Annotated in this window: 24 protein-coding genes, 1 tRNA gene and 1 pseudogene; 12 read left to right on the forward strand and 14 right to left on the reverse strand. The window is 69.8% G+C overall.

Annotated elements, in window-relative coordinates; translation table 11 throughout:
* The first annotated feature begins 93 nt into the window (after window positions 1-93).
* A complete protein-coding gene (locus CLT74_RS13515; protein ID WP_199172185.1) occupies window positions 94-1,278 on the forward strand; it encodes a serine hydrolase domain-containing protein in 1,185 nt (394 codons plus the stop codon).
* 170 nt (window positions 1,279-1,448) lie between these two features.
* Here CLT74_RS13515 and CLT74_RS13520 read toward each other — a convergent pair whose 3' ends face one another.
* From CLT74_RS13520 to CLT74_RS13540, 6 genes are all read right to left on the reverse strand, one after another.
* On the reverse strand, window positions 1,449-1,673 hold the full coding sequence (locus tag CLT74_RS13520; RefSeq protein ID WP_143697158.1) for a hypothetical protein: 225 nt from the start codon (window positions 1,671-1,673) through the stop codon (window positions 1,449-1,451).
* A gap of 20 nt (window positions 1,674-1,693) precedes the next feature.
* Complete coding sequence (locus CLT74_RS30470) at window positions 1,694-1,843, reverse strand: hypothetical protein (RefSeq protein WP_158240262.1); 150 nt, start codon at window positions 1,841-1,843, stop codon at window positions 1,694-1,696.
* A gap of 37 nt (window positions 1,844-1,880) precedes the next feature.
* Entirely contained in the window at window positions 1,881-2,165 is a 285-nt protein-coding gene (locus CLT74_RS13525; protein WP_099846857.1) for an MOSC domain-containing protein, read from the reverse strand.
* Between the two features lie 627 nt (window positions 2,166-2,792).
* Entirely contained in the window at window positions 2,793-3,032 is a 240-nt protein-coding gene (locus tag CLT74_RS13530; protein ID WP_099846858.1) for a hypothetical protein, read from the reverse strand.
* Window positions 3,029-3,394 (reverse strand): hypothetical protein, encoded by a 366-nt coding sequence (locus tag CLT74_RS31350; protein WP_099846859.1) that lies wholly within the window; start codon window positions 3,392-3,394, stop codon window positions 3,029-3,031. The genes CLT74_RS13530 and CLT74_RS31350 overlap by 4 nt, the downstream gene beginning before the upstream one ends.
* A 149-nt stretch (window positions 3,395-3,543) precedes the next feature.
* Window positions 3,544-4,755 (reverse strand): helix-turn-helix domain-containing protein, encoded by a 1,212-nt coding sequence (locus tag CLT74_RS13540; RefSeq protein ID WP_099846861.1) that lies wholly within the window; start codon window positions 4,753-4,755, stop codon window positions 3,544-3,546.
* Between the two features lie 288 nt (window positions 4,756-5,043).
* Here CLT74_RS13540 and CLT74_RS13545 point away from each other — a divergent pair, with 288 nt between their 5' ends.
* Complete coding sequence (locus CLT74_RS13545; RefSeq protein ID WP_099851942.1) at window positions 5,044-5,571, forward strand: SMI1/KNR4 family protein; 528 nt, start codon at window positions 5,044-5,046, stop codon at window positions 5,569-5,571.
* Window positions 5,572-6,394: 823 nt separating this feature from the next.
* Entirely contained in the window at window positions 6,395-7,156 is a 762-nt protein-coding gene (locus CLT74_RS13550) for a phage Gp37/Gp68 family protein (RefSeq protein ID WP_099846863.1), read from the forward strand.
* Here the strand turns inward: CLT74_RS13550 and tcmP are convergent.
* On the reverse strand, window positions 7,139-8,140 hold the full coding sequence (tcmP, locus tag CLT74_RS13555; protein ID WP_099846864.1) for a three-Cys-motif partner protein TcmP: 1,002 nt from the start codon (window positions 8,138-8,140) through the stop codon (window positions 7,139-7,141). The genes CLT74_RS13550 and tcmP overlap by 18 nt on opposite strands.
* 170 nt (window positions 8,141-8,310) lie before the next feature.
* The gene (locus CLT74_RS13560; protein WP_158240264.1) at window positions 8,311-8,883 is read right to left on the reverse strand and encodes a DUF4145 domain-containing protein; all 573 of its coding nucleotides are present in this window, start codon (window positions 8,881-8,883) and stop codon (window positions 8,311-8,313) included.
* A 988-nt stretch (window positions 8,884-9,871) separates the two neighbouring features.
* On the opposite strand from CLT74_RS13560, the gene CLT74_RS13565 reads away from it, so the two are divergent.
* Window positions 9,872-11,092: a site-specific integrase gene (locus CLT74_RS13565; RefSeq protein WP_099846868.1), complete on the forward strand. Its 1,221-nt coding sequence runs from the start codon at window positions 9,872-9,874 to the stop codon at window positions 11,090-11,092.
* Between the two features lie 75 nt (window positions 11,093-11,167).
* On the opposite strand, the gene CLT74_RS13570 is transcribed toward CLT74_RS13565, so the two are convergent.
* Window positions 11,168-11,239 (reverse strand) — tRNA-Val (locus CLT74_RS13570).
* A 50-nt stretch (window positions 11,240-11,289) separates the two neighbouring features.
* On the reverse strand, window positions 11,290-11,964 hold the full coding sequence (locus CLT74_RS13575; RefSeq protein ID WP_099846870.1) for a TIGR02611 family protein: 675 nt from the start codon (window positions 11,962-11,964) through the stop codon (window positions 11,290-11,292).
* Between the two features lie 301 nt (window positions 11,965-12,265).
* Here CLT74_RS13575 and CLT74_RS13580 point away from each other — a divergent pair, with 301 nt between their 5' ends.
* Window positions 12,266-12,697 (forward strand): SsgA family sporulation/cell division regulator, encoded by a 432-nt coding sequence (locus tag CLT74_RS13580; RefSeq protein WP_007457244.1) that lies wholly within the window; start codon window positions 12,266-12,268, stop codon window positions 12,695-12,697.
* Between the two features lie 195 nt (window positions 12,698-12,892).
* On the opposite strand, the gene CLT74_RS13585 is transcribed toward CLT74_RS13580, so the two are convergent.
* Complete coding sequence (locus CLT74_RS13585) at window positions 12,893-13,669, reverse strand: glucose 1-dehydrogenase (protein WP_099846871.1); 777 nt, start codon at window positions 13,667-13,669, stop codon at window positions 12,893-12,895.
* A 227-nt stretch (window positions 13,670-13,896) separates the two neighbouring features.
* Here CLT74_RS13585 and CLT74_RS13590 point away from each other — a divergent pair, with 227 nt between their 5' ends.
* The 4 genes from CLT74_RS13590 to CLT74_RS13605 all read left to right on the forward strand — a co-directional run bounded on the left by CLT74_RS13590 (window position 13,897) and on the right by CLT74_RS13605 (window position 16,308).
* Entirely contained in the window at window positions 13,897-14,796 is a 900-nt protein-coding gene (locus CLT74_RS13590) for a helix-turn-helix domain-containing protein (RefSeq protein WP_099846873.1), read from the forward strand.
* Window positions 14,797-14,918: 122 nt separating this feature from the next.
* Window positions 14,919-15,374, forward strand: coding sequence for an Rrf2 family transcriptional regulator (locus CLT74_RS13595; protein ID WP_099851944.1), 456 nt, complete (start codon window positions 14,919-14,921; stop codon window positions 15,372-15,374).
* Between the two features lie 140 nt (window positions 15,375-15,514).
* A complete protein-coding gene (locus CLT74_RS13600; protein WP_099846875.1) occupies window positions 15,515-15,688 on the forward strand; it encodes a DUF4236 domain-containing protein in 174 nt (57 codons plus the stop codon).
* A gap of 113 nt (window positions 15,689-15,801) precedes the next feature.
* Window positions 15,802-16,308, forward strand: coding sequence for a potassium channel family protein (locus CLT74_RS13605; RefSeq protein WP_099846876.1), 507 nt, complete (start codon window positions 15,802-15,804; stop codon window positions 16,306-16,308).
* Here CLT74_RS13605 and CLT74_RS13610 read toward each other — a convergent pair.
* Both CLT74_RS13610 and CLT74_RS13615 read right to left on the reverse strand, forming a co-directional pair.
* A complete protein-coding gene (locus tag CLT74_RS13610; RefSeq protein WP_099846877.1) occupies window positions 16,283-17,137 on the reverse strand; it encodes a hypothetical protein in 855 nt (284 codons plus the stop codon). The two genes, CLT74_RS13605 and CLT74_RS13610, sit on opposite strands and share 26 nt — an antisense overlap.
* 47 nt (window positions 17,138-17,184) lie before the next feature.
* Window positions 17,185-17,706, reverse strand: coding sequence for a VOC family protein (locus CLT74_RS13615; RefSeq protein ID WP_099846879.1), 522 nt, complete (start codon window positions 17,704-17,706; stop codon window positions 17,185-17,187).
* 48 nt (window positions 17,707-17,754) lie between these two features.
* Between CLT74_RS13615 and CLT74_RS13620 the strand changes: the two genes are divergently transcribed.
* From CLT74_RS13620 to CLT74_RS13630, 3 genes and pseudogenes are all read left to right on the forward strand, one after another.
* Window positions 17,755-18,216, forward strand: coding sequence for a MarR family transcriptional regulator (locus tag CLT74_RS13620; protein ID WP_099851947.1), 462 nt, complete (start codon window positions 17,755-17,757; stop codon window positions 18,214-18,216).
* A 68-nt stretch (window positions 18,217-18,284) separates the two neighbouring features.
* Window positions 18,285-20,120 carry a tetratricopeptide repeat protein gene (locus CLT74_RS13625; RefSeq protein WP_099846880.1) on the forward strand — a complete coding sequence of 612 codons (1,836 nt, stop codon included), beginning with the start codon at window positions 18,285-18,287 and terminating at the stop codon, window positions 20,118-20,120.
* A 161-nt stretch (window positions 20,121-20,281) separates the two neighbouring features.
* Window positions 20,282-22,495, forward strand: a pseudogene (locus CLT74_RS13630) (HelD family protein); the annotation flags it as partial.
* A 144-nt stretch (window positions 22,496-22,639) separates the two neighbouring features.
* Here the strand turns inward: CLT74_RS13630 and CLT74_RS13635 are convergent.
* Window positions 22,640-23,041, reverse strand: a complete 402-nt coding sequence (locus CLT74_RS13635) for a hypothetical protein (RefSeq protein ID WP_099846882.1) — start codon at window positions 23,039-23,041, stop codon at window positions 22,640-22,642.
* Window positions 23,042-23,227 lie beyond the last annotated feature (186 nt).

Genomic DNA, 23,227 nt, shown 5'->3' on the forward strand with positions numbered 1-23,227 from the left:
GACGGGGCGACCCGCCGCCCGGGCCGGAACGCCTGGCGCACCCGGCCCGGGCGGCGGGTCGGCCGTCACCCGTACCCAGTCAAGGAGCCTGCCATGCCCACTCACGCCACTCGACTCCGCCGGCCCACCCGGTCGCGTCGCCGGGTCGTCGCCATGGCGACGACCGCGGTGATCGCGGCGGGCGGTCTCACGGCCGCCGGCCCGGCCGGCACCGCCTGGGCTGAGACCCGTCCCGACGCCATCGGGCAACGCATCGAGAAGCTCGTCGGTACCGATCGGCACCCGGGGGCGCTGGCCGCCGTCCGGGACCGTCGCGGCCGGACCCAGCACTACACGGCCGGCGTCGGCGACCTGCGCACCGGCACGAAGGTGCCGACGAACGGCCGGGTACGCATCGGCAGCTCCAGCAAGATGTTCGCCTCCGTCGTCGTGCTGCAGCTCGTCGACGAAGGCACAGTGGATCTCGACCAGTCGGTCGAGACGTACCTGCCGGATCTGGTGCGCAGCCCCGGTGCGAGCAAAGGTGCGATCACGGTCCGCCAACTGCTGCAGCACACCAGCGGCCTGCCCGACTACACCGAGGCGATGTTCCAGGGTGTGCGAGACATCCCGCCGTACCAGCACATCTACTTCGAGCCCCGGGACCTGCTCGACATGGCCAACGCCAGGGAAGGCAGGCCGGCCGGCGACTGGGCCTACAGCAACACCAATTACCTGCTGGCTGGCCTGATCGCCCAACGGGTCACCGGCCGGCCGTTCAACGAGCTGGTCACCACCCGGGTCATCGAGCGGATAGGTCTGCGCGACACCTACGCCCCCGGGGTCGGTGAGGAAGGTATCCGCGGCAGGCATCCCAAGGGTTACCAGCTCGATGAAGCCACCGGCGAACTGCTCGACTTCACCCGGATGGACCCGAGCTGGGGATGGGCCGCCGGCCACCTGGTCTCCACTCCGGCCGATCTCAACACGTTCCTGCTGGCCCTTCTGGCTGGCAAACTGCTCAAACCTGCGCAGCTGGCCGAGATACGGACCACCGTCGCGGTGCATCCGCGATCGGGCGTGGGGTACGGGCTCGGTCTCTTCCGCACCCCGTTGAGCTGCGGCGGGGTGGCCTGGGGCCACGGCGGTGACATCCCCGGTTACTCGACAGTCAACGGCGCCACCGACGACGGTCGCGCGGCGACCCTGGTGGTCACCTCACTCAACGGGTCGGTCACGGACGAATCTGTCGCCGCCGACCGGGCCGCCCTCGTCGACGCCGCGCTCTGCGCCAAGTGACCGGCACGGCAGGAGTACGGCTCTCAGCATCGCCCGATCTAAGGGAGAGACGCCAGATGACGACCGAGATCACCTCGGGGCAGGAGCCGGCCGCCAGGCCGGTGGATGCGGTCACGGACGAGCAGTTGATCGCGATGCTGGCCGATCTTCTGGCCTAACGGTCCTGAAGCTCAAGGTCCTTGGCTGAGGCCGTTGCGGACGACCAGCAGCCGCGGCATCCGCATCGCCGACACACCGACGTCGGTCTCGTCGTAGTCGACCCGGCCGTCCCGGTAGTCCGGCTGCGTCCCGTCGACGTAGTCGAAGTTCACCGGCGGCATGTCGATCTTGTTCGTATCCACGCCGATCAGCCCGACCGGCCGGACGTAGTCCAGGATGAACACCTGGTCGGTCATGCCCGGCGGGTTGACCACCTCTAGCGCAGCTGCACCCGGCCGACGTTGTTCCACGCCGCCGTGCCGGCGTTCCACTGGTACGACGTCACCCGGTCCAGGATCTTGCTGGTGAAGACGACTGGGTGTGGATTCTGCCGAGCGAGGGGAGGCGGGTCGCAGGTGCCGTTCACGGGAAGTCATGTCGCGGCTGTGCTGCCGTTGACGGGGTCAGGCGGCGATCATGATGCGGTCGCCAATCCGCAGTAGACCCTCGCGTTGGACAGCGCCGTAGGCGCCGACGCAGGTCAGTTTGCCGAGGTCGAAGACCGGAACCCGGTTGAGCCGTGCGGCTGTGCGTAGCACAACTGGGTCGTCGGGCAGGTCGGCGCCTTGCGCGAGGGTGGGCACCGCGCAGCGCGGGGTGGATGCGACGATGCGGATCTCGGCGTGGGCGGCGACGGTCATGGTCTGGTCCTGCCAGGTGTTCTCCGCGAAGGGTGCGGGATCGTCCATGCGCACCCACGATGTTCGGACGGAAACGTCGCAGCTCCATTCGGCCGCCGGGGTGCCGCCGGGCCAAGGCGTCCAAGGTGGCGGTCGTGATCACGTGGACGGCGGCGAAGTCGACGAAGGTGTCGCCGGGGGTGCCGGCCGCGAGGCTGCTGCGGGTCAGCGTTCCGGCACCGGGCTCGGTCGGCGGGGTCAGCCGTTCCATGCTCGCGTCTAGCGGGAGGGTGTCGGCCAGCCGTACGGGTCGTCCCAGGACTCGCCCTATCCGGAGGTGGTGCGGGTCAGCGGCCAGACTCATCATCCGATCGTGGTGACGGCCGGCGTGGACTCCGACGCGGCGCCGGGGACGGTCTTCGAGGTGACCGAGGAGGAGTTGGTCGCGGCCGCAGACCCTTACCGCAAGACGCCTTTCCCCAGCCCAACGCACATTTGGTCGAGGCGGTTCGCGCACTGCCTATCACGGGCTCACATTTCCCCAGGTCGGGGACTATCGGTGGGCGATCCTGGGATCGAACCAGTGACCTCTTCGGTGTGAACTCTCGGCAGTCCCGCCGGATCGGACTTGATACGAGGTCATCCGGCCTGGTGACGCCCGTTCCGGTCGGGTCCGGTCGGCACGGTTGCTGTACTTCACTGCTGTACTTCCGCCGGCTGCCGGGTCCAGCCGATGAAACGGCGGTGCAGCGCCCCGGCCGGTGCCCAGGGCATGTCCTCGGCGGCCTGGACGAGATAGCCACCGAGGTACAGCGCCAGCGACACCGGCGCGTCGGCGTACTCCGCACGTAGCTCCCGCCTACGCGTTGGACACGGCCAGGGCAGGTCGCAGCCGCCGCAGCTCCAGATCGGCAGCACCGGCCCGTGGGTGGTCACCGCACACCACCCAGAAACCGGGCCACGCTCGCGCGGGCCTGCCGACTGGTCGCCCAATCCACCTGCCAGCACGGGTACGGCGACAGCCGCGACCACCACGCCCGACAGCCGACGCACATACCGTCGAGCCCTCGGACGTGCACCGCGAGGATCGTCCGCTCCGGCCCGCCGGTCACTGCTCGCCCTCCTGCGGCCAGTGGCCCCGGTTGATCGGGATACGGTGCCGGGCACGGCACGGCAGGTCGGCTCCACAGCGACAGACACGCCGCCACAGTTGCCACGACCACACGGGCCGATGCCGTCGGGCGAAGGTCAACGCGGTGGCCGACAGGTACTCGTCGTACGAGACGCGCCGCACGCACCCTCCCTCGTCGCTCACGAGGGCAGCCTGTTCGCCCTCTGATTGAGGGGGACGCGGCGACCGGGCGTGACTCGCACCGCCCGCCGCATCCCGTGAGCGAGAAGCTACGGTCGGTTGCGCGGCGGAATGGGTAAGGTTCCTACCTCTGGATCACGAGACGAGTCCGACTCGGACCGCGAGATCACGGGCGTCATCCCGGGTGGAACGCGGGCCGTCGAGCAGGTCCAAGGTGATCTGGCGGGCGTACCCGTTGTAGCGAATCGTCTCCGGGGCCGACTCGTACGCCTGCCGCAGCGTCGCCACTGTCGCTTCCGTGTCGTCCTTGCCGTAGAGCGCCCGCGCGACCTCGATCAGATGGCGTGCCCGACGCGGCCTCGACGGGATCACCGCCGCATCGTGGCGGCGGGCCTGCCGCACCGCCTCGCCGGACTTCTGCAACTCCACCGCCACGGTCACCGCATGAGCGCCCATGATGACCTGGGAAAACGACGTCTGCGGCTGGTAGAAGCCTTGCGGCAGACGCTGCGCCACCCGATCGGCACGATCCCAGTACCGCCAGGCCCGCCCTTCCTCACCGGCACGAGCGGCCGTGTACGCGGCCTCGAAGTTCAGCGCACCCCACAGCGCCAGCAGATTTGTGCTCCCGGTGACCGCCTGCGACTCCAGCGCCGACAGCACGTCCAGCGTCACCGCCATCGCGGTGTCCCAATCCCCAGCGTCCCGATGCACCTGGCACAGGAACCACCCCGCACCGGCCAGCGCCTCCGGATCACCGGACTCCTGCGCCGCCACCATCGCCCGATCCGCTACCCGCCACAACAACTCGGCAGCCGGCTGGTACGCGATGAACATCTGCGCCAACCCGAGCGTCTCCGCCAACAGCGCCTGCGCCTGCCGCCGCTCGTCGCCCTCGTACACCAACACGGCACGCTGCGTATCCCGCAGCAACCCCGGCAACAACGCGCCCAGCACCGTCCGGTGATCCGACGCCTGATGACGCGCCCGCCACGCCACCGCAAGCCGCTCCCTCAGACCGGACAACGACTCCGCCGGGGCGTCACCGGCGAACGCGACACGGTTCACCGCATCCCGCACCGACGCCAACGCCGGATGCTCCGGCCCATTGACCACCGCAGACCGATCACCGAGCTCCACAGCCAAGGCAGACACGTCGACCTTCAGAGCACGCGCGATCCGATCCAGCATGTGCAGGCGCGGCGGCAAGATCCGGTCGGTCTCGACCGCCTTTACCCACTCGGCGCTACGGCCCACCAACCCACCAAGCACCGCCCGAGTCTTCCCGGACCGCTCCCGGTAGACCTTCAACCGCTGCCCGAACGTCAACTCCGGCAAGGAATCCACCCGGAACCTCCTCGCGTAGCGCCGGACGCACCACCGACCCATCGGGCCGCAGACACGCTCAACGCTACCGATCCGCAGGCTGGCTCATAACCCTCACACGCCAGCCACCCCTGCATCCTGGGCAGGCACCCCGACCACTCGCTTGTAAGTTCTGGGCGCTCCGTCCATGCGCGTCCGCGCACGTCTCTGACGTCGGGTACTGAACGACCACTTTCCGTCCTTGGCCCTCCCCGTCTCGCCCTTTTGCTGTCATCGTTGCTGTCGACAGCAACAGGGCTACCGGCGCTCCTGGAACTGACGCCAACCGACTACCGTCGACCCGTGCTCGATCCCGCAACTGTCTTCGACGGATCCGGCCCGCTGGAGAACCCGCTCACCGACGAGGTTCTGCGGGCGGTGGAAGCGCAGCTTGGGTACCAGCTGCCCACCGCGTACGTCGACCTGGCCCGTCGGCACAAAGGCGGCTCGTTGGCCCGTGACGCCCACCCTGCACCGAGCCGAACCTCCTGGGCTGAGGACCACGTCGGCGTATACACGCTGGCAGCGATCGGCCGAACTGCTCGGTTCAGCCTTTGCGGCGATTTCGGCAGCACGTTCTGGGTAGCGGAATGGGGCTACCCCGACATCGGCATCTACATCGCCGACTGCCCGTCGGCGGGTCACGACATGGTCGCCCTCGACTACCGCTCGCCCGGTGAGCCCGCCGTCGTACACGTCGACCAGGAGTGGAACTACCAGATCACGGTCCTCGCCCCCGACTTCGAGACCTTCGTGACGGGCCTGGTCGACGAATCCGAGTACGACGTTGACGACTGATCGCCGGTCCGCGACGGTACAGCGGAGTCGGTCAGACGTTGAAGCGGAACTTAGACCGCCTCGGCCGTGAGCTGCGGCGACTTGGCCGGCACGCTGGTCACGCTCGCTCCTCGGCTCACACCGCTAATGGCTGGTTGCCGACGTTTCACGTTGCCTTGTGCCCCCTGCGTGCCCCAGACCTTCGCCGGCTGCTCGAAAGCCGCCTGTCGACTCATCCTGGTACCCTGGCGGCGGATCCATCCTGTGTGGTCTGGGTCCGGCGGCCTGCTTGACGCAGGTCTGGTGCTTGTAGTCGTTGGTCTTACAACCTTCCTCGCTCCGTTGCTGAAGCACTTGGTGAACGGTCTTAGAAGCCGTACTCGCGCAGACAGCAAGGCGAAGAAGAGGAGTGTGACCATGGTTGGTGCAGCCAGCAGGGCATTGTCCAATGCCTTGACCACTGCCTACACCATCGGCTGCAACGCCACGGGAGCGGCACTCCTGGCCTGGACCAGACAGGATGAATCGGCTGGTGCGGCGTGGTCAAGAGCAACTCACCCGACCAGTTCACCAACTACAGGTAAGCCACGGTCGTTCTAGCCGGTCGGCAGACCGGCCACCCAACGTGACCTCGGCAAGAGTCGTCGCCGCTGGTCGTCGTTCGTCACTACAGTCTGACCGCTGACGGCCTGGCGACGGCCTGGCCGAGTCTGGTGCGCGTCGAGTCAAATGACGCGGCTAGTACGCATCAACCGGTCGGCCGGCCGGATGGAAAGATCGTTCACACGCTTTCAATCCGTACGCACGTTCGACAAAATCGACTCAACCGGCCGGGGAGTGTGGAATGGCAGACAAGAGTTCCATCGAGTGGACCGAAGCAACGTGGAACCCAACGACAGGCTGCGATCGCATCTCACGCGGCTGTGATCACTGCTATGCGCTGACCCTGTCCAAGCGGCTGAAGGCGATGGGCTCGCCTAAGTACCAAACAGACGGTGATGCGCGCACCTCCGGCCCCGGCTTCGGCGTTGCCACTCACCCAAGGGACCTGGCTCTACCCCTGCGTTGGCGAGAGCCAAGGGTTGTGTTCGTCAACTCAATGAGTGATCTGTTCCACGCGAAGGTGCCCTTCGAGTTCGTCGAGCAGGTCTTCGAGGTCATGGCGGCCACCCCCCAGCACACCTACCAGGTACTTACCAAGCGGGCGGCGAGACTTGCCAAGCTCGCTCCCCGGCTGAGCTGGCCCGTCAACGTGTGGATGGGTGTCTCTGTCGAGGACCTAGACCAGGCGGAGCGCGTTGACCACCTTCGTCAGGTGCCGGCCGCCGTTCGGTTCGTCTCAGCAGAGCCACTCCTTGGCCCGCTGGACGACCTCAACCTTGAGGGCGTCGATTGGGTGATTGCAGGTGGGGAGTCCGGTCCCGGCTGCCGGCCGGTCGATCCTGATTGGGTGCGGTGTCTCCGCGATCGCTGCACCGCCGTCGGGACAGCCTTCTTCTTCAAGCAGTGGGGCGGCAGGACCCCGAAGGCCGGCGGCCGCGAGCTGGACGGCCGAACCTGGGATGAGATGCCCGCTTCAGCACAACCGCTACTCGTCGGCCGGTAACTGGTACGGCGGTCGAGGCGGCTGGTGCTTGTAGGACGGGACTGAATTGATCACCTTGGCCATCGGCGGTAGCAGCGACAGGACTCCCGACTTCTCCTCCCGTTCTGCCTCGAGCTTCGCGACAGCCTCGGCTCGCATTCGTGGCTGCGCCTCAGCGGCCATGCGGTAGATGTGGCTCATGATCTTCTCGCCCGCGTCGTGGTCAGTCGCAAACACCATCTCGTAGATGTCTACACCCCTCGTATTCTTCATCTGGAACGAGTGGGTGGCCTTATAGCCAAGCAGATTCTCTAGGCGCCAGCGCATGAGGTTCAGCAGCTCGTCGCGAAACTCTGCTGCGCTGAGAAACCCCTCTTGCCTGGCCCGGCATGCGTCCCACCATTCCTCGGTGCCGAACATGGCAGTGATGCGATTCGCAAAGCACTCTGCGTCTTCTGGGTCCACGGACGCTAAGCCCCGCGGCAACATCGATGGCGCGAACAGGAGCCAAAGTTCTGCTTTCGACCTGCTGTGGTGCTTGAAGCGGGCCAACGCTTCCAGCGTGGCCCATTCGATCTCGGCCGCCTGCTGGTCGAGCAGCACGAACGTGGGCGCCCAATGCCACTCCTCTGCCTTAAGCCCTTCCAGCACTTCTCCTATAGTCTCGTTGCAGTTACCTGGGACGACCGCGAAGTCCCGGTCGGGATAGGAAGACCTAAGTTCTGCTTCCAAGCCCGCCGCCTGACTAGGCAACTCGAAGAAGATCGCCCTGGAGAAGGGCGGCGCTGTGTCAAGGGCCACCCTCGGCGACCCACTAATCGGCTCGCCAGTAGTGCGGCTGAGGTTTCGGTCCTGTCCCGCAAAGAGGTCTAGATAGAGAGTCCGACGTGACTTCTGCGAGGCTCTTGTAAAGGCCGGCAGGTAGGCGGCCAGGATAGAAAGCTTCTGCTCGGTCCAGTAGCCCCAAGTTCGAGGGCTGCGACGTCGGCTGTCTCCGCGAGGCAAGAGTTCTCCCGATTAGGAGGAGAGGGATAGAGAGCGTCAATGCTTGCAGCTCGTCAGGGGATGGTGCAGCCAACCGCTGCCCTTCTGTCTGATACCCGACACTCTAGCGACTCCGAGCCACTCCAGACCTCGGCGGCCTAGGCCCGGAACACGGGCCTAGCTACTCTTCGCTAGCTGTTCGAGTTGCTCATTGCTTCCCGTTCAGACCGACGTCTCTTGAAGTCGGAGAATTTGACGGTCAGGACATACATGTAGTCAAGCATTGCTTCCGCGAAATCGACGGCATCTGAAGCGTCTTCCCGGCTTACCTTCATACCCGTAAAATGCGCTCCTTGGTTTCCGAGGATTCTCAGCTCATCCGCCCACTCCATCAATCGGCTGTCTATTAGCCCGCGATTCTGAAGTTCCCGCAGGCCCTCGCCGAGGTTTTTCTTGGTGGCATCGTTTAAGCGGCAGATGCCTTCCAATGTCCGCCGGACCATAACAACTGCTGCCGCATTGGCACCAGCGCGCAGGCAAGTCACCGCCTCTTCATGCTCAGCCCGCAACTCACTGGGGACCGCGAACGAGAGGGGCCGCCGCTCCTCAGGCCAAACTTTATCGACCCATTTCTCGCGGTCGCCGAAGTCGACTTCTTGATGCAAAGAATGCGTCTTGCAGCCCTCGCATTGGAGCAGCAAAAGCTGAGCGACAGCGATGCTCGTATCCTCGTCCAGCAGAGACCTGCCTCGAATCTGCGCCAAGGTCAGAGTCTTGCAATGCGGGCAGTTGAGGGCGCGCAGTGGCGCGTCTCCGGGGGATTCACCGTCATTGCATTAGGTTGCCAGGGACAGGCGTCCTGTGCCATCCCCCACGCCCCGGCCTGCCTTTGGGAGAGCGGGCCGCTCTGGGCCCGCAGTCAATCGGACCTTGACGCACGTACGGACCGCTACCGGACAGGCCGAGTGGGCTCTCGTGTCACGGACCGCGCCCCCGGCGGACACCGCCACAGTGGCGCAGTTGACCTGACCTCACCCGGCACGGACCCGGCTCCCCAGGGTCGAAGCCGGCCACCGGCGGCCACCCTCCCCCTCCCAGGTGAGTGGTTTGACCTGACCCTGAGCGCCTGCGAAGCCGGCTCCTGGACGGCCGGCATGCCCTCGGCGGAAACCGCCCCCATGCTTGGGGCTTGCCACGCGGAGCCGGCGCGCGCCCTTCCTGCGCCGCGCGGGTTCGTGGCCGCGCGGCCCGGCCGGCTGCCGGCCCACTACCACCCGGTCAACGCTGCTGTTGTGTTGCGGCGGCCCATCGGGCTACCCGCCCTCCGCGCCAGCCGCCGGGCGTGTTGCGTGGCCGGAGTCGGAGCGCCAGCGAAGCGACGGACGCGCGCCCAGGCGGCGGCGCGTGCGGCCCGTCAAGGGCCGCCTTGATAGACGTACAGAAAGTCCTCCCACACCAGCCGGCAGCCGGCCGTCCCGCCTCGGGCCTACGCGGTCAGGACGGGTTGACGTGTCGGTACCCGGTGCTACTCTGGCGGTCGTTCAGCACGCCAGCGCGGCCTTCCCGCCGAACCGCTGGACTCGGCCACGAGATGCCGAGCGGCCTTCCTGCCGCTGATGCGGGGCACATCCCGCCGCCTCTCCATCGCCCGGCCACAGTGCCGGCTCTCTGAATCCGCCGAGCGGCCCAGCACGGCCTTCCGCCGTCCACGATGGCCCGGATTCGCTCACCTTTCACGGGTGGGGCCGCCTGATGCCCGGACGTGCCCGCGCCAACGGCGAAGGCTCGATCTTCCCGTACCGCAACGGCTTCGCCGCGTACGTCTGGGTCACCAAGCCGGACGGCAAGCGGACCCGCAAGTACGTCTACGGCAGGACCCGCGACGCCGTGCACGACAAGTGGATCAAGCTGCATCAGCAGGCCAAGACCGGACCGGTGGCGACCAGCGTCCCGACCGTCGGCAGCTTCCTCACCTACTGGCTGACCGAGATCATCGAGCCGAATCGGGCGCCGCTGACCTACGCCACCTACGAGACGTTCGTCCGCCGTTACCTCTCCCCCGGCCTCGGCTCCAAACGGCTCGACCGGCTCCAGGCACGCGACGTGCAGACCTGGCTCAACCAGGTGGCCCGCACCTGCCAGTGCTGCGCCCAGGGCAAGGACGCCGCCCGCCGCACGGAGAAGCGACGCTGCTGTGCGATCGGGCATTGCTGCCAGGCGGTCCCGTCGACGCGCACGGTCAGCGACATCCGGGCCGCGCTGCGGGCCGCTCTCACCCACGCCCAGGCCGAAGACCTCATCACCAAGAATCCGGCCGTGCCGGTCACGCTCGCCACCGTCCGCCGCCGACGGGGCAAGTCCTGGTCGAGCGACGAGGCCCGCCGGTTCCTCGAATCGGCCCGTGCCGACGCCGATCCGCTCTACGCGGCGTACGCCTTGGTCCTCGTCACCGGCCTGCGCAAAGGCGAAGCCCTCGGTCTCACCTGGGCCGACGTCGACCTCGACGCCGGAGAGTTGACCATCGGCCGGCAACTGCAACGGGTACGCGGGCAACTCCTGCACCGCGACACCAAGACCCAGGCGTCCGACGCCACCATGCCCTTGCCCGACATCTGCTTGGCCGCTCTCAAGCTCAGACAGCAACAACGCGACGAGGCACGAGCAGCCGCCGGCAAGGCGTGGCACGAGACCGGACTCGTACTCACCACCCGCTACGGCACGCCCATCGAGCCGCGCAACTTCCAACGCTCCTGGCAGACCCGCTGCGACAAAGCGGGAGTCACGCCGATCACCGTCCACGACGCCCGCCGGACCTGCGCCACCCTCCTGGCCGACCTCGACGTCCACCCGCGAGTCGCCATGCAGATCCTCCGGCACGCCCGTTTCTCGGTGACGATGGAGATCTACACGCAGGTGTCCTCGCAGGCAACGAGAGATGCGCTCAAGCGCCTCGGCGAATCCCTGACGCGATGACGAACTGCTGTACTTCGCTGCTGTACGGGCAGCAGAAAGGCCACCTCCCGAAGCTGGGAAGTGGCCTGAGCTGCGTGGGCGATACTGGGATCGAACCAGTGACCTCTTCGGTGTGAACGAAGCGCTCTCCCGCTGAGCTAATCGCCCTCAGCGCGGATGACTCTACCCGATCGGGCGCGTGGACCGCGAACCCGGGGTCAGTTCGTGGCGAGGTAGCGCAGCACCTGGGCGATCACGTCGATGCCGAGGCTGTACTTGATCGACAGCAGGGCGACAGCGGCGACGAAGACCAGGCCGACCGAGCCGATGACCAGGCGTACGGGCAGTGATTGTCGCTTCACCCATGCGGTCCAGCCGTGGACGTGGCGGCGGGTGAAGGCGAGCAGGCGTTTGGCCCAGTGGAACTCCACGGCCCAGATGCCGAGGCCGGCGATCACCAGCAGCCAGCCGGGGCCGGGCAGCGGGATGAGCGCGATGCCGATGGTGACCACGAGGGCACCCAGCACCCCAAAGATGATCTTAAGTGCGATCCGGCCGGTGGGGTTGGCCCGGATCAGTGCGAGGGTGGTGGATATCCGTTGCCGCCACGGTGGTGGATAGCGCCGCTCGGACACGGCGACACCACCCCCCTCGCGCTTCGTGCTCCCGGCCATCTCCCCACGATGCCCCATTCCGGTCGATCTACCCCTGGTTCCCCCTGGATAGCCACGTCCGTTGCGTACCCGGCCCGTCGCCGTGCCGCGATCACTCATCCGGCTGCGATCGATCACTGACCGACCGTGCCGGTTTCTCCGCTTCTTCGGCACCCCGTACCCCCGCTGTTCGGCTGTGCGGACCGCGACGTTCGACGGGTCTCGCCTCGGTCGCCGCATCCACTGAGGATCGCGTCCGCGGCCATTTCACGCCCCAGTGTGGCGCGGGCCCGTCACTGCAACCGCCGACTGGACGTTACCGGAGTAAGTCGACGACTCAACAAACCCGATGCCGGGCAGGATGAACCCACTGGGCAGAACCGGAAATCCTACATGAATTTTCACATTCACGAGGCCCTTCCGACCCCCTTCCCACCACTGGGTGAAGTCAGCGCATGGCGGAGCGTAGCCAGGAGTAGCGGCTGAGTATGGGAAAAGCGGGACACGCGCGTTCCGCAGCGGTGCCGGGGGGAGAACGTTCATGAGTGTCATCCGACCGACGACCGTAGAGGTCGAGACGTCGCTAAGGCTCGTCGCACCTGACGCCACCGCTTTGCCGGTGCGCGCCAGTCTGCGCTACGACCCTGCTGACCCGTATGCGGTCCATGTCCTGTTCCATGCCGAATCGGCAGGCGGCGAGGCGGTGAGCTGGTCCTTCGCCCGCGAACTGCTGGTCACCGGACTGGACGAGCCGGCGGGCATCGGGGACGTACGGGTCTGGCCCTGGGCCACCCCGCGCGGCGACTTCGTCGCGCTGGCGCTGTCGTCGCCGGACGGCAACGCCCTGTTCGAGGTGCCGCGCAGCGTGCTGGTGCGCTTCCTGCGGCGGACCTACGTCGTCGTTCCGCGCGGCCGGGAGGCCGAGCACCTCGACGTCGACACCGCAGTGAACCGGCTCCTGGCCGGTCGCTGACAGACAGCAACCGGGGCCGCGCGGATCTGCCGAGTCCGAGCGGCCCCACCCATCTCTCCCCGCTCCACCAGCCACCTCGTCGATCATGCAGTTGTGGCACCTGACAAAGGTGGCCGAACGGCAGGAAACAGGTGCCACAACTGCATGATCGCGGGATGAGGGCGGGCGGGGAGGCGCGGGGCGGGGGGCGGGGGGTCAGCCGTGGGTGGTTAGGCCGCCGTCTACGGGGATCACTGCGCCGGTGAGGTAGGCGCCGGCGCGGGAGGCGAGGTAGATGGCGGTGCCGGCCATGTCCTCGGGGCGGCCGATGCGGCCGAGCGGGACCTGGGCCTCGATGGCGGAGCGGGAACCGGGATCGTCGAGCGCGAACGCCATCATCTTGCTCTCGAACGGCCCGGGGGCGATCGCGTTCACGGTGATCTGCTCGCCGGCCAGTTGGTGGGCCAGGCTGCGGGTCAGCATGTGCACCGCCGCCTTGGTGGCCGAGTAGGCGTACACCTCCATCATCGGCACCCGGATGCCGTCGATGGAGCCGATGTTGATCACGCGCGCCGGGTCGTCGGGGCCTGCCGCCGCGCGCAGCGCCGGCAGTAGCGCGGTGGTCAGCCGGAAGACGGCCTTGACGTTCACCGCCCACAGCTTGTCGAACGCACTCTCCGGGTAGCTCTCCAGCGGCGCGCCCCAGGTGGCTCCGGCGTTGTTGACAAGGACGTCCAGCTTGTCGACCCGGTCCCGGACCGCCGCGGCGAGGTGCTGCGCGCCCTCGTCCCGGCCCAGGTCGGCGGGGATCGCCTCGCAGCGGCCGTGCGCGGCCAGTTCCTTGGCCACCGCCTCGCAGACCTCGGCCTTACGGGACGAGATGATGACGTGCGCCCCGGCGGCGACGAAACCCCGGGCGATCATCAGGCCGATGCCCCGCGAGCCGCCGGTGACCAGGACGGTCTTGCCGTCGACGGAGAACAGATCCTTCATGTCATCCCCTTGCGGTGTCCGGCCTGGGGCAGCCGGTGTCGGGGCCGCCGCCACGGACCGCTCGGAGCGCCACGACGACCAGGTCACTACCCATCAGTAACCTAATCGTCCTGCCGCATCGGGAACAACCCCACCCCGGCGGGCATCCGCGCATCGGTGCCGACGGCCCGCGATACCCGGGTGGCGAGGGATGCGTACCGACCGGTCTCGGGCTAACGTCGCAGGTGATGGTCCCTCCCGGTCACCTCGCCACGGCGCTGCCCGATGCCGCCACCAGCCCGATCGAGATCGATACGATCACGCTCGGTGACCTCGCGCCCGACTCGGGGTGGCGACGGCCGGTGCTGCTGGACCGTGAGTTGATCGTGTTGACCACGAGTGGTCACGGGCTCGCCGAGGTGGATTTCCGTGCCCTGCCGTGCCGGCCCGGCTCACTGCTGCGGGTCCGTCCCGGCCAGGTGCTGCGCTGTGCCCTGCCCCAGCTGGACGCCACCGTGGTCCGCTGGCATCCGGAGGCGCTGCACGGGCTCGACGTCGACGCCGACCACGTGCCCAACTGGGTCCAGCTCGCCGGCGAGGACGAGGACGCGATCATCAACGAGGTCAGCCAGCTGACCGTGGACGCCAGCCGGCACCAGGACACCCGGGCGGCCCGCAGCCTGTTGCGCCATCAACTGAGCGTGCTGCTGCTGCGGTTGAGCATGCTGCCGTCCGGTACGGGACGGACGTCGCGCCCGGAGGAGGAGACCTTCCGGCGGCTGTGCCGCGAGGTGGAACGCGGTTATCAGGCCACCCGCCGGGTCGAGGACTATGCCGACCGGCTGGGCTGCTCGGTGCGTACCCTCACCCGGGCCTGCCTGGCGATCACCGGCCGCAGCGCCAAGCAGGTGGTGGACGAGCGGGTCGCGCTCCAGGCCAGCCGGTTGCTGGCGGCCACCGACGAGCCGATCGCCCGGATCGGCCGGCTGCTCGGTTTCTCCGAGCCGACGAACTTCGGCCGGTTCTTCACCCGCGAGGTCGGCATGAGCCCGGGCGCGTTCCGGGCCGCCCGCGAGCGGCCCGCGCCGGCACCGGTGGTGCGCCCGCGCCCACCCGCCGAAGCGCGCCTCCACGTCCGTCGGGCGTGACGGCGCGGCGCGCCTCGACGTCCGTCGGACGGGACAGCGTCGCGCCGGTGACCCGCGGTCCGGCCGGGTGGTTGCGGTGGCCGGTGCGGCCCCGGCCGGTACGCATTGGGCATGATGGCGGGGTGCAGATCTCCGCGCGCGGCGACTATGCGGTACGGGCAGCGTTGAGCCTCGCCGCCGCGTACCCGTCGCTGCTGTCCACCCAGGCCATCGCCGCGGAGCAGGACATGCCCCGGAAGTTCCTGGAGGCGGTCCTCGCCGACCTGCGTCGGGCCGGCATCGTCCGGGCCCAGCGTGGCGCGGAGGGCGGCTACGCCCTGGCTCGGCCGCCCCGCGAGGTGACAGTCGGCGCGGTGCTGCGAGCGGCGGAGGGCCCGTTGGCCGGCGTACGCGGGATGCGTCCGGAGGAGACACAGTACGAAGGGGTCGCCGCCCACCTGCCGCAGTTCTGGGTCGCGGTCCGCGCGGCGCTGCGCCGGGTGGTCGACGAGGTGAGCCTGGCCGACCTGGTCGACGGCCGGTTGCCCGCCCACGTCCGTCGCCTGACCACCCTGCCGGACGCCTGGGAACCCCGCTGACGTCCGGACGACCTGCCGCTCACGGCACCCCGCGCCCACGGTCGATCCGGTCCACAGTCCCCCATTGTGCGATCAGGTTTCACGAATCGACGTTCCGGGCATGTTCCTGCCCGTTCGGGAAGTCTCGAAGGGAGCCCACAATGGGTGTGATGTTGCGTAAGCGCAAGAAGTTCGGGCCGCTGATCCTGCACTTCACGCAGAACGGCTTCTCGTCCTGGAGCATCAAGCTCGGTCGCTGGTCCTGGAACTCGCGGGCCCGGGCACACCGCGTGGACCTGCCGGGGCCGCTGCACTGGAAGCAGGACAAGTCCTGAGATCCCCACGTTCAGCGGGGCGCCGGCATCCCCGGCGCCCCGGCGCTGTTTCCGGGACCGGTGACGCGGGCGGGTCGTAGCTACCACGCATCGGCGGGCCGGACAATCTCCACATGGAACATAAACCGGACCATCGGTTGACGCGTCGGCGGGCCTCGCTGGCCTGCGTACTGCTCTTCGCGACCTACTTCGTCGTGCCTGTGGAGTCCGATCCCGACCCGACCCGGCTCGGCCTGCGCATCGCGCTCACGCTGCTGATTCTCGGCGTGGTGGCCTGGCTGGTCACCGGCCAGGTACGCCGCCAGATCGTCGCCGCCACGCGGGAGCGGGCCGCACCCCCGATGACGCACCTCGTCCTCGCGCTGATGGCCGGTCTGCTCGCCTTCGCGCTCGCCGACTACGTGATCGCCAGGGTCGCGCCGGCACAGTTCGTCAATCTGGAGACCCGCGTCGACGCGTTGTACTTCGCGCTGTCCACGCTCACCACGATCGGCTACGGCGACGTGCACGCCCACGGGCAGCTCGCCCGGGTGCTGGTCTGCGCGCAGATGGTGTTCAGCATCGGGGTGATCGCCACCGGCTTCTCGCTCGTGGTCAAGCGCCTGACCGAGCGGGTGTGACGAGCACGTCGCCGCCGAGCCGACCGTCCGGCGGGGTCCGGGTCACCCGGCCGGCGTCGAGCAGGTCGGACAGCGCCCGCACCGCGTCCACCGCCCGGTAGGCGGTCTCGGTCACCGCGTACCGGCGCAGCTCGGTGACGGTGCGCGGGCCGCGTCGGTCCAGTTCCGCCAGCAGGGCCCGACCCAACGGTGCCGACTCCACCCGGTCGGCGGGGGTCAGCGGCGCACCGTCCGGGTCGCGGAACCGCGACCCGCTGACCCACAGGATCTCCTTCAGCTCCTCCAGGCTGCGGTCCGATCCGGTGCCGAAGCCGATCCGCCGGTCGACGTCGACCAACTCGACCTCGGTGGCCAGGGCGAACCCGGCGTCGATGAGCGCCACGCGCAGGCCGGTGGCCGCCCCGGCGACGACGAGGGTCTCGGCGGCCCGGCCGGCCGCGGCGGCGCTCAGCGCCACCGGGTCGTCGGTCTCCAGGTAGGACAGCACCGGCGCGCCCGCGGCTCCGGCAGCCCGCAGGGCCACCGGCAGCCGGGCGGGCGGGCCGGGCATCAGGTGTACGGCGACCTCGGCCGGCAGCCCTGCCTCGGCGGCTCCGAGCCGGGCCGGCAGCGCCTCGGTGCCCTCGGCGAGCACCAGGACGGTGAGCCGGCAGCCGCGCAGCCGCGCGGCGTGCTCACCGGCCAGGCGTACGGTCTGCTCGGCCAGGCTGGGGTCAACGCCGTCGTACCCGAGGGCGACGGTGGCCCGACGGGCGCGGCGCAGCGCAGCCGGCACCCACCTGTCCAGGTGTCGGAGGAACGGCGCGTGCCCTACGGCTTCGGTCGGCATGCTGCCGTTCTACCGCACCCGGCCGCGCCAGCCCGCCTCGACGCCTGTCACACCGGGACCGAGATGCCGACGCCGCCCCGGGTGTCCCCGCCGTAGCGCTGGATCTCGGCGGGCAGGTCGAGGCGGCCGATCCTGGTCCGGGCGGCGAGGGCGGCGTCGTCGAGCCGGTCGGCGGGGACCAGCCAGACCACTTCGAACTCCAGCCCGTCCGGGTCCTGGCCGTAGAGGCTCTTCGTGGTGCCGTGGTCGGAGGTGCCGACAAGCGCGCCGGCCTCGGTCAACCGCCGGGCGGTGGTGGCCAGCTCGTCGAGGGTGTCCACCTCCCAGGCCAGGTGGTAGAGGCCGACGGTGGCCCGGCCAGCGGTCGACCGACCGGCGCCCGAACCGACCTCGAACAGGCCGAGGTCGTGGTCGTTCGTGGAGCCGGGCGCCTGGAGGAAGGCGGCACCCCGGAAGCCTTCCGGGGTCATCGGTACCCGGCGGAAGCCCAGCACGTCGCGGTAGAACGCGACGCTGCGGTCGAGGTCACTGACGTACAGGACGGCGTGGTTGAGGCGATGGATTCCCATGCGCCAACGGTAGCCCGCTTTAGTTGAGAGTTCAACTATTGCGCTATGATGCTGGTCATGACCCGCTGGCTGGACCCGGACGAACAGCGCACCTGGCGGGCGTTCCTGACCGCCTCCCGGGCGCTCATGGACACGCTCGACCGCGAGCTGCAACGCGACGCGGGCATACCGCACGCCTACTACGAGATCATGGTGCGGCTCTCCGAGGCGCCCGAGCGTCGCCTGCGGATGAGCGAGTTGGCCGAGTCCAGCGGCTCCTCCCGCAGCCGGCTCTCGCACGCGGTGGCTCGCCTGGAGGCGGCGGGCTGGGTGCGTCGCGAGGACTGCCCCACCGACCGGCGGGGCCAGATCGCCCACCTCACCGACGAGGGGTTCGCGAAACTCGCCGCCGCCGCGCCCGGCCACGTCGAGGGGGTACGCCAGCACCTGTTCGACGCCCTCAGCCCGACGGAGGTGGAGCAGTTGCGCCGCATCAGCGAGGTGTTGGCCGAACGCCTGAGGCGAGCGTGACCGGATCCTGACCGAACCACTCCGGCGCGGGTCTTGTACTAAACGTCGTCGAATGAGCACGATGGGGCGTGCCCTCCGGCTTCGGTGAACTGACTGATCAGGCGCACGACCTGGTCTCCGCCGGCGATCTCGCCGGCGCCCAACGGCTGCTCGCCGACGCGCTGACCGGCGCCGACCCGAGCCCGACCAACGCCACGTCCGAGTTGGCCGACGCGGCCAGCCTGCACGCGCGGGTGCTTGTCGCGCTCGGCGAGCCGCACTCGGCGCGGGGCTGGGCCGCCTACGCGTACGCCGCCAGCACCCGCCTGTACGGCCGCTCCGATCCGCGTACGGTGGCCGCCGCGGCCACCCTGGCGGCGGTACTGCACCGGGTGGGCAGTTGGTCGCGGGCGGCGCGGCTGTACCAGGAAGTGATCATCGAGCTGACCGCGTCGGACGGGCCGGAGTCGCTGCGGGTCCTCGCCGTCCACGCCGACCTGGCCACCGTGGAGTACGCCCGGGGTCAGTGCCAGGTCGCCCGTGACCGGCTCCAGGACGCGTGGGAGTTGCACCGCGAGGTCTACGGCGACGGGCATCCGAGCGGGATCAAGATGCTGGCCCGGCTCGGCTCGATGCAGCGCGACTGCGGCCAGTTCGCCGAGGCGCAGGACAACCTGGCCCTGGCCCGGGAACTGGCCCGCCAGCACCTCCCCGCGGACGATCCGCTGGCCGCCCAGGTCGCGGCGCTGGCCCGGGCGGCGGCGAACCCCGCCCACGTCTGCGCCGACAACCCGCCGGTCAGTGTGGCGGAGCCGGTCGTACCGGCCGCCCGTACCCCGTCCACCGACGACACCCCACCCACCCCGACCTGGCCGCACCCGCGCCTGCCCGAGGACACCTGGCCGCCCGCCCCGGCGGCAGCGTCACCGGAGCCGCCGCCGGACGAGCCGACCTGGGCCGCTGCCGCGCCGACCTGGGCACCGGACGACCCGACGCCGGCCTCGGGGTCGCCGCCGGGGTGGGCCACCACGTCGGACGACGAGCCGTCCTGGGCGGCCACGCCGGCGGAGGACGATCAACCGTGGCGGTCGGCACAACACGGCGACCGGGAGGAGCACCCGGCGGAGGGTTACCACCCGAGCCACGGGTACCCGGCAAACGGTCCTTCGGGGACCGCTGCCGCGTCACCTGTGCCCACGCCCCGGCAGCCGGTCGACGGCCCGGCCGGACCGCCCGAGGACTGGTGGGCCGGGCCGGCGGCCGAACAGCCCGCTCCGAACCCCTATCCCGAGGTGCCGCCCCCGGCGGGCGGCGCCGTACCGCCGAACGTGGTCGGGCTGACCGGCACGCCGCAGGCTCCCGGGGTGTACCGGCTGCGCCGGGTCGAGCCGGAACGCCCCGGACCACCGTCGCGCCTGCTGCCGGTGCCGGTACGCCGTACCGCCGTACCGGAGCCGGCCGCCCAGCCGAACCGGCTGGTGCTGATCGTCGCGGCCGGAGTCCTCGTGGTGCTGCTCGGGGCCGCGGCGGTCATCGCCGGGGTGTCCCGGGTCGGCGGCGGCGATCCGACGCCACCGGCGGCCAGCGGTGACCCGAGCGGCGCGGCACCTCCGGCAGCCACCGCCACGGCCAGCGACGCGCCGCCCGCCTCCCCCGGTGCCGCGCCGACCGGGCTGTCGCTGCGCGACAACCGGGACAGTGTGACGTTGCGGTGGACGTACCCGGCCGGCGCGGAGGGACCGGTGATCGTCTCGGGCGGCCGAAACGGTCAGCCGCAGAGTCCCTTCGCGGATCTGCCCGCGGGCAGCGACAGCTTCGTCGTCTACGGCCTCAACCGCAGCCTCGACTACTGCTTCACGGTCGCGGTCGCCTGGTCCACCGACACCGTCGCCCGTTCCGGTGAGGTCTGCACCGAGCGCCGCTGACCGTCGACGCGCGCTATCTTTAGCAGTTCAGGCACAAAAAAGAACGGCTTATAAAAGCCGTCCTGAACGCAGATTCTAGCCAATCGGGAGACGGATTGTCAAGGCACTCCGGCGGTTCGCCGTCCGACGACGAGATCGGCCGCGAGCAGGAGTACGTCTCGATGCTTTACCAGCGCCTCGACGACCTGCGTGACCAGGCGACGACGCGGTTGACCGAGCAACTGCGGTCGACCGGGGGGACGTTGCAGGCCCGCTCACAGCGGGACAGCTCGGTACGCATGTACGCCGACCAGGTCGAGCAGTTCTCGGCGGTGGAGAACGGCCTCTGCTTCGGCCGGCTGGACACCGACGGGGACAAGCGCCACTACATCGGCCGGATCGGCATCTTCGACACCGAGGGTGACTACGAGCCGCTGCTGATGGACTGGCGTGCCCCGGCCGCCCGCGCCTTCTACCTCGCCACCGCCGCCAATCCGCAGGGCATCCGGCGACGTCGGCACCTGCGTACCCGGCAACGGAAGGTGGTCGGCCTCAACGACGAGGTGCTCGACCTGGCCACCGCCTCCCCCACCGCCCACGAGGAGCTGACCGGCGAGGCGTCGCTGCTGGCCGCGCTCAACGCCGGACGGACCGGCCGGATGCGCGACATCGTGGAGACCATCCAGGCCGAGCAGGACCGGATCATCCGGGCCGACCTGCCAGGCGTGCTCGTGGTGCAGGGTGGGCCGGGTACCGGCAAGACCGCTGTGGCGCTGCACCGGGCCGCGTACCTGCTCTACACCCACCGGCGGGAGCTGTCGACCCGGGGTGTGCTGCTGGTCGGCCCGAACGTGACGTTTCTGCGCTACATCTCGCAGGTGCTGCCCGCACTGGCCGAGACGGGCGTGCTGCTGCGCACCCAGGGCGATCTCTTCCCGGGGGTCAGCGCCCACCGGGCCGAGCCCGCCACCACCGCCGCCCTGAAGGGCCGCCTGACCATGGTCGAGGTGCTGGCCAACGCCGTACGCGATCGGCAGCGGGTGCCCGACGAGCCGCTGGAGATCGAGCTGCCGCAGCGGGAGGTCCTCGTCCTCGATCCGGCCACCGTGCACGCGGCACGCGACCGGGCCCGACGCAGCGGCCGGCCACACAACCTGGCCCGCGCCGTCTTCGACATCGAGGTCATCCACGCGCTCGCCGACCAGGTCGCCGAACGCATCGGCGCCGACCCGCTGGGTGGGGAGAACCTGCTCGAAGAGGCCGACCGCGCCGAGATCCGCCGCGAGCTGCGCGAGGAGCCGGAGGTCCGGGCCACGCTGGACGAGCTGTGGCCGGTGCTCACGCCGCAACGGCTGCTCGCCGACCTGTACGCCGCACCCGAGCGCATCGACGCCGCCGCCCCCATGCTCAGCGACGGGGAGCGGGCCGCGCTGCACCGCGAGCCGGGCGGCTGGACACCTGCGGACGTGCCCCTGCTCGACGAGGCGGCGGAGCTGCTCGGCGAGGACGACCGGGCCGCCGCCGCCCGCCGGGACCGGATCCGTGCCCTGCAACGCGAGTACGCGGAGGGCGTGCTGGAGATCGCCCGGGGTTCGCGCTCGATCGATGTAGAGGACGAGGCCGAGGGCGGTGAGATCCTCGGCGTGACCGACCTGCTCGACGCCGACCGGCTGCTGGAACGGCAGGAGGAGGCGGACCGGCTCACCACCGCCCAGCGCGCGGCGGCCGACCGTGGTTGGGCGTTCGGGCACGTCATCGTCGACGAGGCGCAGGAGTTGTCGCCGATGGCCTGGCGGCTGCTGATGCGCCGCTGCCCGAGCCGCTCGATGACGATCGTGGGTGACGTGGCGCAGACCGGCGCGCTGGCCGGCACGCCGTCATGGGCGGAGGCGCTGGCGCCGTACGTGGCGGACCGGTGGCGGCTGACCGAGCTGACCGTCAGCTACCGCACTCCCGCCGAGATCATGGACGTCGCCGCAGGCGTACTGGCCGAGATCGATCCGGCACTCCGCCCGCCGCGCGCCGTACGCTCAAGCGGTTTCGCGCCGCAGCAGCGCGCGGTGCCGGCGGAGACGCTCGCCGCGGAGCTGGTGGCGGTCGCCAGGGCCGAGGCGGCGGGGCTGACCGACGGTCGGCTCGGGGTGATCGTCCCGACCGGCCGGGTCGACGACCTCGGTACCGCGCTGACAGCGGCCCTGCCCGAGGCGGCCGTCGGCGAACAACCGGAGCTGGAGAGCCGGGTGGTGGTACTTACCGTCGCCGAGGCCAAGGGCCTGGAGTTCGACTCGGTGATCGTGGTCGACCCCGACCGCATCATCGCCGAGTCCCCCCGAGGCCCCAGCGACCTCTACGTAGCCCTGACCCGCGCCACCCAACGCCTAACCACCCTCACCCCACCCCCACCCACCCCTGACCCCACGCCCCACCCCCACCGCCCTGTTGATCATGAAGTTATTGCCCGACACGCCGACGACGGCAGGCAACAACTTCATGATCGACCAGGTGGGTGGGTGGGTGGGTGGGCGAGCGGGTGGGTGGGGTTATTCGAAGTTGCCCTGGTGGGTGGTGGGGGTGGACTGGTCGCTGGTGGGGCCGCCGGGCGGGGTGGTCATTCCGCCGGTGGTGGCGTCGCCTGTCGTCGTCGGGGCGACAGTGCCACGGTGGCGCTCCGGCTGGCGGGCCACCCGGCGGACGCTCGCCGGGCCGGCGGTGCCGCCGGTCGTGGTGATCGCGCCCTGACCGCGCGTCGGCCCGCCGTCGCGCAGCACTGTCGGGTCGATCGGCACGTCAGCCGGATCGTCCGGGTCCTCGCGCTGCAACTGGCTCTCCACATCGGTCGGCGGCACTGTCACCTCGTCGAGGGCACCTTCGCCGTACACGCCGCCGGCGATCCGCTGCTCGGCCCGGCGGGCGGCGTCCTGTCGCATCTCGTCCTCACGCACGATCCATCACCTCGCAGAAGGGTCGGTCTCGGTGCGTGCCCGGTGACCGGCGCGGCAAACCCGCACCGTCGGTTCACCGGGCCGTCGCACTGCGCTCGCCTGCCCGCCGTGCCCACTGCCGATGCTGTGCAGCGGATTCGGCGGGAGATCCCCGCAGGAGGGAGAGGACAGCGTGCGCACCGTACG

Source organism: Verrucosispora sp. CNZ293 (assembly GCF_002754655.1).